At 58.2% G+C, this 12699-nt stretch carries 10 protein-coding genes; 7 read left to right on the top strand and 3 right to left on the bottom strand.

Features of this window, described 5'->3' with window-relative positions:
* Positions 1-1089: a GGDEF domain-containing protein gene (locus tag JJO78_RS07105; RefSeq protein WP_075194965.1), complete on the bottom strand. Its 1089-nt coding sequence runs from the start codon at positions 1087-1089 to the stop codon at positions 1-3.
* Positions 1090-1348: 259 nt separating this feature from the next.
* On the opposite strand from JJO78_RS07105, the gene JJO78_RS07100 reads away from it, so the two are divergent.
* Positions 1349-2791 carry an ABC1 kinase family protein gene (locus JJO78_RS07100; RefSeq protein WP_075194944.1) on the top strand — a complete coding sequence of 481 codons (1443 nt, stop codon included), beginning with the start codon at positions 1349-1351 and terminating at the stop codon, positions 2789-2791.
* Here JJO78_RS07100 and JJO78_RS07095 read toward each other — a convergent pair.
* The gene (locus JJO78_RS07095; protein WP_036203863.1) at positions 2734-3174 is read right to left on the bottom strand and encodes a YqaA family protein; all 441 of its coding nucleotides are present in this window, start codon (positions 3172-3174) and stop codon (positions 2734-2736) included. The two genes, JJO78_RS07100 and JJO78_RS07095, sit on opposite strands and share 58 nt — an antisense overlap.
* Positions 3175-3279: 105 nt before the next feature.
* Here JJO78_RS07095 and JJO78_RS07090 point away from each other — a divergent pair, with 105 nt between their 5' ends.
* Together JJO78_RS07090 and JJO78_RS07085 are read left to right on the top strand one after the other, a co-directional pair.
* A complete protein-coding gene (locus tag JJO78_RS07090) occupies positions 3280-5406 on the top strand; it encodes a methyl-accepting chemotaxis protein (RefSeq protein ID WP_075194945.1) in 2127 nt (708 codons plus the stop codon).
* Between the two features lie 185 nt (positions 5407-5591).
* A complete protein-coding gene (locus JJO78_RS07085) occupies positions 5592-5843 on the top strand; it encodes a GrxA family glutaredoxin (protein WP_036203869.1) in 252 nt (83 codons plus the stop codon).
* A 63-nt stretch (positions 5844-5906) separates the two neighbouring features.
* On the opposite strand, the gene JJO78_RS07080 is transcribed toward JJO78_RS07085, so the two are convergent.
* On the bottom strand, positions 5907-7169 hold the full coding sequence (locus JJO78_RS07080) for a 6-phosphofructokinase (RefSeq protein WP_036203882.1): 1263 nt from the start codon (positions 7167-7169) through the stop codon (positions 5907-5909).
* A 154-nt stretch (positions 7170-7323) separates the two neighbouring features.
* Between JJO78_RS07080 and mpl the strand changes: the two genes are divergently transcribed.
* The 4 genes from mpl (at position 7324) to JJO78_RS07060 (ending at position 12679) form a co-directional block, all read left to right on the top strand.
* Positions 7324-8718: a UDP-N-acetylmuramate:L-alanyl-gamma-D-glutamyl-meso-diaminopimelate ligase gene (mpl, locus tag JJO78_RS07075; RefSeq protein ID WP_075194946.1), complete on the top strand. Its 1395-nt coding sequence runs from the start codon at positions 7324-7326 to the stop codon at positions 8716-8718.
* Between the two features lie 42 nt (positions 8719-8760).
* Positions 8761-9408: a flavin prenyltransferase UbiX gene (locus JJO78_RS07070; protein ID WP_036203886.1), complete on the top strand. Its 648-nt coding sequence runs from the start codon at positions 8761-8763 to the stop codon at positions 9406-9408.
* 118 nt (positions 9409-9526) lie between these two features.
* Positions 9527-10672: an acyl-CoA dehydrogenase family protein gene (locus JJO78_RS07065; RefSeq protein ID WP_036203889.1), complete on the top strand. Its 1146-nt coding sequence runs from the start codon at positions 9527-9529 to the stop codon at positions 10670-10672.
* 153 nt (positions 10673-10825) lie between these two features.
* Positions 10826-12679 (top strand): hypothetical protein, encoded by a 1854-nt coding sequence (locus tag JJO78_RS07060; RefSeq protein ID WP_075194966.1) that lies wholly within the window; start codon positions 10826-10828, stop codon positions 12677-12679.
* The last annotated feature ends 20 nt before the right edge of the window (positions 12680-12699 follow it).

Raw genomic sequence — 12699 nt, 5'->3', positions numbered from 1 at the left:
CTAGCCGTGTATACCCTCGAAATCACACACCTTGTTACGCCCCAGGGTCTTGGCTCGATAAAGTGCTTCGTCGGCGCGCTGTAGCAGTCGGTCCACAGACTCTGCGCCGTGGATAGTGGCGACTCCGACACTGATAGTGGTGTTGATGCTCCCGCCCTGGGTCTCTATCGGCGTTGATGCAATGGTCTGGCGTATGCGATTGGCCGTCTGGACGGCCTCAACGGTATCGGTCTCAGGCAGCAATACCAGGTATTCTTCTCCTCCCCAGCGCGCCAGCGTATCGACCTTCCGGCTGTGTTCCCGCAAGGTCCTGGCTACCATCACAATGGTTTCATCCCCCACCTGATGACCATGGTTGTCGTTGACAGACTTGAACAGATCAATGTCCATCAACAACACTGAGAAACCGCGCGAATTGCGTAAGTAACGCTGATACTCAGCTTCCAGTTGCTCGTGGGCTTCACGTCGATTGGCGAGCCCCGTTAACGCATCGTGTTTAGCCGCATATTCAAACTCGGCAGCCAGTTTCAGCAGCCCCAGTTTGCTGCGCCGCCGGCTCTGGTCCAGGACGTAGCAGGTGGACATCTCAAACCCCAGTACCGCAAGCATGGTGAGTCGGAAGCTGGTGCTGTACGGCGAATCGAATACCAGGTCCCCGAGTGGGCTGAATAGCAAGGCAACCCCCGCAAGTCCGCCGGAACAGGCAAGCACGCCCACTTTCGCTTCGCTGATGTAGAAGATGATGGGTGGATAGGCAAACAGCCAGATAATGGCAGAGCCGTCCTCCACCGCATTGACTGCCAGATAGGTGAAGAGGATCGTGATCGCGGTAATAAAGCCGCGGCGTTGCAGAGTACTGTTGCGACTGAGCAGATAAACAATACCATTGACACTGAGCAGCACGGCAAAGACGATCAGGGCTGTGGCGGAGCCGGGAATTCCGCGATCCAGGGATCGCCATGCGAAAAACAGCAGGATGGGGACCGCTGCCAGAGTAAGCCAGCCGATCAACATCGGAACCGGAATTTCACCCTTCACCCGGAACTGTGACAGTTTGGTGTCGGAGGGTCTGCTGGTGGTCTGAGTCATTGTTGCTGTCTTGTTGTTTTTGGGCATCAGTGGCCAGGTCATCGACCACATTTTTATACTAAACCGCTTTGGACGTGGGGTCTGTGTAAAAACGTAAAACCTTTCGCCAACCACAGAAGTAAACACAGAAGAGGCGGTTTGCATTGGCCCCAAGGGCAATGAATCGACGGCACGCCGGTTAGGTTTGCGGGCCCGGGTATCCGTATAATGGTTATAAAGGCTGATAGCGCCAACACTTACAGAACCGAGCAGGTTTTTGATGGCATCCAGACCCAAAAGCACATCTGTTGCACGTATCAAGACCGGCAGCTTTGAGCGTCGGCTTACCCTCACCAGGGCGGGGCTTTTCGCAGGCACCCGGATGGCCTCCCATATGGCCACCAACTGGTTCAGCAGCAAGGACAAGCGGGAGGCTCGGCACCGGGCCATGCTATCCAGCCAGGCGGAATTCCTGGTGGACGAGTTGGGCAAGCTTAAGGGCAGTGTCGTCAAGATCGGGCAGGTGATGGCTCTCTATGGCGAGCACTTCCTGCCTGAGGAAGTAACCGAAGCACTGCATACCCTGGAAGACCAGACCACCTGGCTGGAATGGCCGTCGATCGAGCGTGTGCTTAAGGCTGAACTGGGTGCTGACCGTTTGGCGGAACTGGACGTGGATCCGGACCCGATTGGTGCGGCTTCGCTGGGGCAGGTTCATCGAGCGCGCCGGCGTAGCGACGGGTTGGAACTGGTGCTCAAGGTCCAGTACCCCGGCGTTGACGAAGCAGTCGACAGTGACCTAAACGCAGTGGCACATCTGCTCAAGATAGCCCGCCTGGTCTCCTTCGGCCCCGAGTTCAACGACTGGCTGGAAGAAGTGCGGGACATGATGCACCGGGAGGTGGATTACCGCCTTGAAGCCCGTACCACCGAAAAGTTCCGCCAGATGCTGCTGGACGATCCTCGTTTTGTGGTGCCCCGTGTTCTGGACGAGTACTGCACGGCCCATGTCATCGCCTCCACCTACGAGCCGGGCCACTCAGTGAGTTCAGTGGCGGTAAGGGAGCTTGCTCTTGATCGTCGCAGCGAGTTGGGCCGCGCCGCACTGGAATTGTTCTTCCGTGAGCTGTTCATCTGGGGTGAAATCCAGACCGATCCCAATTTCGGCAATTATCGGATCCGCATCGCTGGCGAGGAAGGCGCGAACAGCGAAACTGACCAGATAGTGCTACTGGATTTCGGGGCGGTACAGGCCTACTCCGCGAGCTTCCTGGACCCGGTCATCCAGATGATCCGCTCCTCCTACGAGGGCGACCTGCCGGGGGTGGTTGATGGCGGTATCCGGTTACGTTTCATGAGCCAGGATTGGCCCGAGGACGTTCTGGACACGTTCGGCAAGGTTTGCATGTCGGTATTGGAACCTCTCTCCAGGGATCGCAGCAACTGGCCCGATGAGGCAGTGAACGACCGCGGCCAGTACCGCTGGAAGCAGAGTGACTTGCCGTCGCGGGTGGCGCGCCAGGCCGCGCGATCAGCCATCAGCCGCTATTTCAAGGTGCCGCCGAAAGAATTTGTATTCCTGAACCGAAAGTTGATTGGTGTCTATACGTTCATCGCGGTGCTGAATGCGGAATTCAACGGTGAGGATCTGCTCCGGGAATACCTCTACGGTGATCCCGGCACCCCCGATGCTTCCAGCACCAACCAGATGACCAAGCCGTAGCGCAATCCCTTGCCAATGGCCACCAGGATCACAAAGTTGAGCCATGGCACGCGCATGATCCCGCCAACCAGGGTCAGTGCGTCGCCTCCCAGTGGCAGCCAGCCCAGAAGCAGTGACCATTGCCCGTAACGGTTGAAGCGGGTGCGGGCCTTTTCGAGCTGGGATTCGGAGATCGGAAACCAGCGTTTGTGCTTAAAGCGATCCACCTGCCGGCCGATAACCCCATTAATAACCGAACCTGCGGTGTTGCCCGCCGTTGCCCAGAACCATATCCACCAGAGCGAATAGCCTTGAGTCACCATGCCGCCAAGGAGAATTTCCGAATAGGCCGGCAGTATTGTTGCTGCGGCCAGTGCGGTCATGAACAAAGTGAGATAGGCCAATGGACGCTCCTGGTGAGATGAATGCCGATCAGGCTCTAATGGCAGCCGTGCCTTCAGGGCACTAAGCTGATAATGAATCCCTATCTGAGACAGGTTGCTGTACCAATGAAAAAACTGTCACTGCGTTTCAAACTCTATGCCCTGGTTATTACGCTGCTGCTGGTTATGGGAATCAGTATTGTGGTGACTGCCCAGCTTTCCCTGGGACAGATGGAGCAGCGAATCACCTCCGAAACCCGTGACACGGTGCGCAGCCTTGCCGTCGACCGGTTGAGCGCAACCGCCGGGAAATACGGTGAGGTTGTCAGCGGCATGTTTGCCACAGCGTATCGGACACCGGAAGTCGTCCGCAACGTCATCAGCCGGAATATACAGACGGACAGCTCCGGCCGCATCAGCCGCGTTGCCCTTCAGGAAACGGTGGGTGCAGTACTGAAAGAGCAGGATGGGCTGAGCTCGATCTATGCCCAGTTCGAACCGGACGCCTACGACGGCCAGGACCGCTACTTCACCGGTGGCGTTGAAGAGCACAGCAGCGATGAAGGCACCCTGGAAATCTATTATTACCGCTCTCCCGAGGGCGATGTGGTCTTTAGTCGCACTGAGGATCCGGCTACCAAGTATCTGGATAACCGGAATGAGTTCGGTATTCGCGAGGCGGAATGGTACCTGTGTTCCAAGGATACCCTGTCCCCTTGCATCATGGAGCCTTACGAATACGAAATTGAAGAGGGCTATACCGAACTGATGACCAGCCTGGTCGTGCCCATTATGAGCGGGAGCGAGTTTGCGGGCGTGGCCGGCGTTGACCTCAACCTGTCAACGCTCCAGAAAGCGATCCAGAATGTCAGCGATAACCTCTATGACGGCGCATCAAGGGTGACCCTGCTGAGCAGTAAGGGGCTGATTGCTGCATCCAGCCACTACAGTGAACATCTAGGCAGGCCACTGTCAGAAGCATTGCCTGAGCAGGCTGAAACATACGCTTCCCTGCACAATGACGGCGGTACCTACGACGATGGCGACACGCTGGCGGTGTCTTACCCCATCGAGATTGACCTGCCGGATGCCCAGTGGTCACTGTTGATCGAATTACCACGTCAGACCGCGCTGGCTGATGTCGCCGAAATCACCGGCCTGCTGTCCAGCGAGGTGGATACCACCGCCGGGCGTCAGACCATGGTGGGTGTACTGGTGTCGGTAGTGGCGATCCTGATTCTGGTGGTGCTGGTTCGCTCGGTAACCAAACCCTTGAACGAAATCCGTGACCGGATGAAGAACCTGGCCAGTGCTGAAGGGGATCTGACCAGTGAGTTGAACATTGATACCCACTCGGAGCTGATCGAGCTGGCCGGCGGGTTCAACCAGTTCCTGGGCCGGTTACGGGAAATGATCAACGACCTGAAAGATGTCAACGCCAAGGTCAGCCAGCAGGCGGCAGACGTGGATGTGATCGCCAAGGAAACGGATGAGCAAACCGAAAGCCAGCATCAGGACATCGAAAGCGTGGTTACCGCCATGAACGAAATGTCCGCCGCTGCCAGTGAAGTGGCAGGTTTCGCGGGTGAGGCAGCTGAAAACGCGCAGATGGCCCAGGATGGCATCCGTTTTACCCAGGATACGCTGACGTCTGCCCTCGACGGCGTGGGTGCATTGGCGGGCGATATGGATGAGGCCAGCACTGCGATAGGGCAGGTTGCCACTCGCAGTGAGGACATTAACCGTATTATCGAAGTGATCCGGGGAATCGCGGAACAGACCAACCTGCTGGCGCTGAACGCCGCCATTGAAGCGGCGCGAGCGGGGGAGCAGGGGCGTGGCTTTGCGGTTGTGGCAGACGAGGTCAGAACACTGGCGTCCCGTACCCGTGAGTCCACCGATGAGATCAGTCAGATGATTGATGGCCTTCAAAGCGACGTGGGCGGAGCCGTTACCGTGATCAAGGGTGGCGTTGATCGCGCCACCAGAGCGGTGGAGGGAACCCGTGAAGCGGACCATTCTCTGGCCTCAGTAGTTGAGCGCATAGCAACCATTGTGGAACACGTCACCCATGTGGCCACGGCAGCGGAAGAGCAAAGTTCTGTCAGTGAAGAGATCAACCGCAACCTCACCCGTATCGGTGACGCCGCCAACGATCTTCGGGCATTGGCGCAACGGGTCAGTGGCAGCGGGCAGACACTGGATGAGCAAGTGAAAGTGCTGGAGACGGAGTTGAGCCGCCTGAAAACCTGAACACACGGTTGGGTAAGGCTGCACCGAGAAACACCGGTAGCGCTGGATACATCAGTCCAGGCTATCGGCGCCATTCAGTTCATTAATTTTATTTTTTCATTGGGCGTGCCACCATACGGTACAGCTTGTCGACGACTGCAACACGATACGCAGGGTCGCCCATTGTTTCGAACAGGAGTGAGTTTATGGATCATGTCACCATCTACGGTCGTGCATCCTGCGGTTTTTGTATGCGCGCCCGGCAACTTTGCGAGATCAGGGATATTCCCTACCGCTACGTGGACATGATCGAGGAAGGCATCAGCAAGGCGGATCTGGAAAAAACCATTGGTAAGCCCGTACATACGGTGCCCCAGATCTTTGTGGGCGAAGAACACGTTGGCGGGTTCGACCATTTCTCGCAGTACGTGCAGAGGTTTGAAGCTGCCGGTGGATAAACGGTTCTGCAAAAAAAGGCGCCAGCCGATGATTCGGTGGCGCCTTTTTTGTAGGTCAGCGGCTTAGAACTGGAAGTCGGCTTTCAGTTTTTTCTCGACCAGCTGATTCTTAAGCTTTGCGACCCTCGGAAGACCATCATCGAACGGCGGGAAGCTCTCGCCGTGAATCAGTGGCTCCAGGTAGTCGCGGCAATCTTGCGTGATGCCGTAGCCGTCATCCGTGATGTAATGGATCGGCATTTTCTTCTCCTGGTTGGCGACCTCGCTCAACGGCGCCTCACCAATGTGCCAGCGATAGGGGCGTGACTGTTCGCGCACAATCGTTGGCATCAGCGCCTGTTTACCTGCCAGCGCCATTTCCACGGCCACCTTGCCTACGGAGTAGGCCTGCTCCACGTCCGTAGCGGACGCAATGTGGCGGGCGCTGCGCTGCAGGTAATCGGCTACGGCCCAATGGTACTTGTGGCCCAGGGCCTGGCGCACCATATTGGCCAGCGCTGGCGCGACGCCGCCGAGCTGGGTATGACCGAAGGCATCCTTGGCGCCAGCGTCGGCCAGGAAGCGGCCGTCTTCATACTGGGCGCCTTCCGAGGCGACGACCACGCAGTAGCCGTACTCCTTGACGCAGAAATCCACACGTTCAAGGAAGCGCTCACGCTCGAAGGGCACTTCCGGGAACAGGATAACGTGAGGCGGCTCGCCTTCGCCTTTCCCGGCAAGGCCACCAGACGCCGCGATCCAGCCAGCGTGGCGCCCCATCACTTCCAGGATGAATACCTTGGTGGAGGTGTCGCACATGGAGCGAATGTCCAGGCTGGCTTCCAGGGTAGAGGTGGCGATGTACTTGGCCACCGAGCCGAAACCGGGGCAGCAGTCGGTGAAGGGCAGGTCGTTATCCACCGTTTTGGGTACGCCGATGCAGGTAATCGGGTAGCCCATTTTTTCAGCAAGTTGGGACACCTTGTACGCGGTATCCTGGGAATCGCCGCCACCGTTGTAGAAGAAATAGCCAATGTCGTGAGCGCGGAACACCTCGATCAGGCGCTCGTACTCGCGTTTATTCTCGGAAAAGTTCTTCAGTTTATGGCGGCATGACCCGAACGCACCGCCCGGAGTGTGGATCAGCGCCTGGATATCCTCATCGCTTTCGAGGCTGGTATCAATCAGTTCCTCTTTGAGCGCGCCGATGATTCCGTTACGCCCGGCGTACAACTTACCGATCTGATCGGGGTGCTTGCGGGCGGTCTGGATAACCCCGCAGGCACTGGCGTTAATGACGGCGGTCACACCGCCTGATTGGGCATAGAATGCGTTTCTGGTGGCCATTTCCGGCTGGTGCCTCCTGCAGTTTCATCAAGTGCGGCAGATGATACGCCAATCGCTTTTTTTTTTCATGACATCAAACGTCATAAGGAACGCTTGACGACCCGCATTCTATACGGGACGCTTTGCAGGTTTCATTTAAGAGGTCGATAACCGAATGCACATCCATATCCTGGGAATCTGTGGCACCTTCATGGGCAGTCTGGCCGTACTGGCGAGGGAGCTCGGGCACACCGTGACGGGCTCCGATCAGGGGGTTTACCCGCCCATGAGTACCCAGTTGGAGGCCCAGGGAATCGGGTTAATGGAAGGTTACGATCCTGACAACCTCAAGCCTCAGCCGGACCTGGTTCTGGTTGGTAACGCCATGTCCCGGGGCAACCCGGAGGTGGAAGCGGTTCTTAACCAGAATATTGATTACATGTCCGGCCCGGAATGGCTGGCGCGAGAGGTTCTGCGTCACCGCTGGGTGCTGGCGGTTGCCGGGACCCACGGCAAAACCACCACAACCGCCATGTTGTTGTGGATCCTGGAGCAGGCCGGGTTGGAACCGGGCTATCTGATAGGTGGGGTCCCCAATGATTTCCCGGTTTCGGCACGGTTGGGGAGTAGCGACTTTTTCGTTATTGAGGCCGATGAATACGACAGCGCCTTCTTCGATAAGCGCTCCAAGTTTGTCCACTATCGTCCCCATACCCTAATCCTCAACAATCTCGAGTTTGATCACGCGGATATTTTTGACAACGTTGAAGCCATCGAGCGTCAGTTCCATCATCTGGTCAGAACGGTGCCGTCCCGTGGGTTGATTGTGCGCCCGGCCCTGGATGCCCATCTTGATCGGGCGTTGGAACTTGGCTGCTGGAGCAGCGTGCAGGCTACCTCTGTGGGCAGCGAAGTGCCCTATATGGCCGACTGGCGGGCGGAGCTGTTGGCTGAGGATGGCAGTCGATTCATGGTGGTGCACCACGAACAGCCGGTGGCTTCAGTCAGTTGGTCTCAAACCGGCCTGCACAACGTGCGCAACGCCCTCGCGGCCATCGCAGCAGCCCGCCATGTGGGTGTTACCCCGGACCATGCCGTGGCGGCGCTGTGCCGCTTTTCGGGCGTCAAACGCAGGATGGAGCTGCTTGCGGATGTTGGTGGTGTCTGTGTCTACGACGACTTTGCCCATCATCCGACGGCCATCGCTACCACGCTGGAGGGCCTACGCCACAAGGTGGGCGATGAGACCATCCTTGCGCTGATCGAGCCACGCTCCAACACCATGCAGCAAGGTTTTCACCAGGAGAGCCTGCTGCCCAGTGCTGCAGCGGCGAATCAGGTATTCTGGGCCAATCTCAATGGCATGGACTGGTTGCCAGCATTAGTTGAGGGCCGTAGTCCCGAGTCGGCAACACCGGATCGCCATCGTGTCGGGGCCAGCGTTGAGGAACTGATCGGCCAGGTTCTGGATCAGGTATCCGGTCCCTGCCATATTGTCATTATGAGTAACGGCGGTTTTGGCGGTATTCACCAGAAGCTGATTGCCGAACTGGAACGCGAATCCGGCTGACGGGGCATCCTGCCTCCGCTATCCAATCAGGAAACTTCAGTTATGACGGCAGCGTCCGAAAAACAGCGGGTGATCAATCTGGCCTTTACCGGTGCCTCTGGCGCCCAGTACGGCTTGCGTTTGTTGCAGTGCCTGGTGGCGGCGAACTGCCGGGTGCATGTGATGGTCAGCAAGGCGGCACAGGTAGTGATCGCCACGGAAACCGATCTGAAATTACCGGGCAACACCGCCGCCATGCAGGAAGCGCTTGCCAGCTATGCCAGCGCCCGTCCGGGGCAGGTGCTGGTGTTCGGCCGTGAAGACTGGTTCGCCCCGCCGGCTTCTGGTTCGGGTGAAAAAGCCCCGTTGGTGATTTGTCCCTGCAGTACCGGCACCCTGTCTGCCCTGGCCACCGGCGCCAGTAACAACCTGATCGAGCGCGCCGGAGATGTCGCCCTTAAAGAGCGGCGGCAATTGATCCTGGTGCCCCGGGAAGCGCCCTTTTCGGAAGTGCACCTGGAAAACATGCTGCGCCTGACCCGCATGGGGGCGGTCATCATGCCGGCCAGTCCGGGGTTCTATCATAGGCCGAATTCCGTGAGTGACCTGGTGGATTTCATCGTTGCCCGACTTCTGGATCACCTGGGCCTGCCCCAGGATCTGATGCCGCGCTGGGGCGAGGAGAGGGCGAAGGCGAAACAGCCCGACTGAACCGATGGGCGATGGTTTTGGTCAGCCCGATTGATGCTTTTCATCATTGAGCGAAAACGCCGCGCCCCCGAGACTTGGTGAACGACAACCACAACACAGTCATTCACCGAGGTACACCATGATTCCACGCACAGTCTTTGACGCCGACCTTGACGGCTTCCGGGATTCCGTCCGCAAGTTTCTGCAACAGGAAGCGGCGCCCTACCATGAACAGTGGGAGAAAGATGGCCAGGTCAGCCGGGAGCTCTGGAAGAAGGCCGGCGAACTTGGTTTCCTCTGCCCGACCATGCCGGAAGAATACGGCGGCGTAGGCGCGGACTTCCGCTACAGCGCTGTCATCATGGAGGAGGTGTCCAGGGCGGGCCTGTCCGGCATCGGCTGGACATTGCATTCCGACATCGTTGCCCCCTATATCCTCAATTACGGCTCCGAAGAACAGAAACAGTATTACTTGCCGAAACTGGCAACCGGCGAAATGATCGGTGCCATCGCCATGACCGAGCCGGGCGCAGGTTCCGACTTGCAGGGGGTGAAAACCACGGCGGTGAAAAACGCTTCTGGCGACCATTACGTACTCAATGGCTCCAAGACCTTTATTACCAACGGCCAGCTGGCGGACCTGGTGATCGTGGTGGCCAAAACCGATCCGAAAGAAGGCGCCAAGGGCACCAGCCTGTTGTTGGTGGAAACCGCCTGGGAAGGGTTCGAGAAAGGGCAGAACCTGAATAAGGTGGGGATGAAAGCGCAGGACACCTCCGAGCTGTTCTTCCAGGACGTTCAGGTGCCTGCGGATAAGCTTTTGGGATCAATGGAAGGCCAGGGCTTCTTCCAACTGATGGCGGAGTTGCCGGCGGAGCGCCTGCAGGTGGGCCTGACCGCCGTCGCTGCTGCGGAAGCCGCGTGGGAGTGGACGCTGGATTACGTGAAGGAGCGCAAGGCGTTCGGCAAACCGGTGATAGCGTTCCAGAATACCCGCTTCAAAATGGCGGAGATGAAGGCGGAAATCACCGCTGCCCGCGTCTTCTGTGACCGTTGTCTGGAACTGCACCTGGAAAAGAAGCTGGATATTCCAACGGCAGCCATGCTGAAACAGCATACCACCGACCTGCAGTGCAAAGTCATGGACGAGTGCGTGCAGCTTCACGGCGGCTACGGCTACATGTGGGAGTATCCCATCGCCCGCGCCTGGGCGGACTCGCGGGTACAGCGTATCTACGCCGGCACCAATGAGATCATGAAAGAGATTGTTGCGCGCTCGTTCTAGTAGGCGCTTGTGCCCGTTAGCGCGCCGCAGGGACAGCTCCCGCGGCGCGTTTTCGTTACCTAAGTTTACAAATTGCCAAACCTATCAAGGTTCCCCCCGGCAACATCCCCTACAGTAGCGGCACAACCTCTAACAAGGACAATGGTTGCCGCGATGAAACGTCTGCTCTCCTTTACAGTTGCCCTGTTCACGCTGGCCCTTGCCGGTTGCGGCGAGGAATCCGACAAGTCACCGGTCGATGGCCGTGACTTTGACGCCGAGGATTACAGCGAGCCCGAGCCCTATACAGGCCGGGTGATTGACGGCTACCTGCGCAATGCCAGGGTGTGGCTGGACATGGACGGTGACAGCCAATACACGCCGGGCCCGATGACCTTTGAAAACAGCGCCGGCACGGAAATAACCCTGCGGGACGGAGAGCCTACCGCGTTAACGGGAGAAGGTGGCGTCTTCTCGCTGGATACTGCGGAACTGGTGCAGGACCCGTCCATATCCCCGGATATCGATCCCAGGGACTTTCCGCTGTTTGCCGTGGTGCTGCCTGGCCAGACCATGGAGCAGACCCGCATCGGGGAAGTGGTGCTGGAAGACGCCTACCTGCTTAGTGCGCCACCTGGCGTGCGCAATGTCACGCCATTGAGCCACCTGGTGCGGCAGCGCCGCCTGATTGGGTTGCAGGATCTTTCGGTCATCAGTACCGATCTGTCTGATGCTCTCGGCAACGTGAACCTGGTCAGTAACTATATCCGGTCCGGTGATCACCGTGCTCACGCCTACGCCCGCGCCTTCGCCCGCTTCATGGCCAGCCAGTTCCCGCCGGAGTACGCCAATCTCCTGCGCAATGGTGACGGACGTGAACGCTACCTGAGTGAAGAGGCGGTGTATCTTCTGGGTATATCCTTTGCCCGCAATGCCCTCGAGGTGGTTCAGGTGGTTGATGCCGCTGCCTCCCAAGGCAATTACGAGAACATCAACATTGATGAACTGGAATTGCCGGAAGTGCCGGTTGAGCTGGACGATCCGGTTATCCTTGAGCGCCAGACAGTTCTCGCCCGGGGGGAGGGGAGCGAGTTGCCGGCCACAATGTCTAACCTCAGCGTGTCCGCTGAACTGGAGTTCGACTACTCGGAAGATGGCCGGTTAACGGCTGTGACGGCAAACGGGTGCATGATGCCGTCAATGAGAGAGATGGCCCGCTTGATCAATGCCCGTGGCAGAATCGCCGATACCGATGTGCAGTGGATGCCTTCGATATCATTGTCCCAGGAGAGTGCCAGCTACCATGAGGTTGAAGGGGCCGATGAGCGGCTGACATTCAACTGGCAGGACCGTACCGCGACGTTCGAAACCACCACCACCTGCCATCCTGGACTGGCGTCGTCCTCGGCATTGGGTGGCCCGCCGGCGATCCGTTACGAGTGGACCATGGCGGATGCCCGGGTCGAGTCCCTGACAGCAACTTCCGATAGCAAGACGGAAATTTTGCGCCCCGACTATCAGTTCGCCAACGATGCCTTTTTCGGTTTCACGCGTTCCGTCGATGGCCTGAACGAGGAGATTGTGGCGCTCACGAGTAGCGTCCAATCCTGCGAAGGGGATATTGATCCGGAGGACGTTGATGCGGCGCAGGTGGTGTCTGCTCAGCAGCCTTTCACGGTCACCGGCAGTATCACGCTACCGGACGAGTTCACCTCGCCGGCGCTGGAGTTCGATACTCGCAATGACCGTTTCAGGCCGCTAAGGTTTGGCTTCCTGGATGAAGAAATGAGTTCCACGCCTGGGGTCAGCAATACAGAAGGGTTTGACTGGGCGTTCTACTACCCGTTCGACAATTCCAGCGAGTTCGTGGCAGACCAGCCCAACCTGATCAACATCGCCTACCTGAATCGTCATGGCGGCAGCCGGGCCTGTGGGCGGGAGTTCGAAAGAGCGCCTTCTGCGGCCTATGCCCGGGTGAATTACACCTATCAACGGCTCTCGGAGTATTTGTCGGGGCTGGTGGAGTAAGCCAGGGCTGCGGTCAGGCT

This window comes from Marinobacter sp. DS40M6 (assembly GCF_028581595.1).
In the GTDB taxonomy this organism is placed as follows: Bacteria; Pseudomonadota; Gammaproteobacteria; order Pseudomonadales; family Oleiphilaceae; genus Marinobacter; species Marinobacter salarius.
The sequence above is the reverse complement of the archived record's forward strand: the minus strand, read 5'-3'. Positions and strand labels throughout refer to the sequence as shown.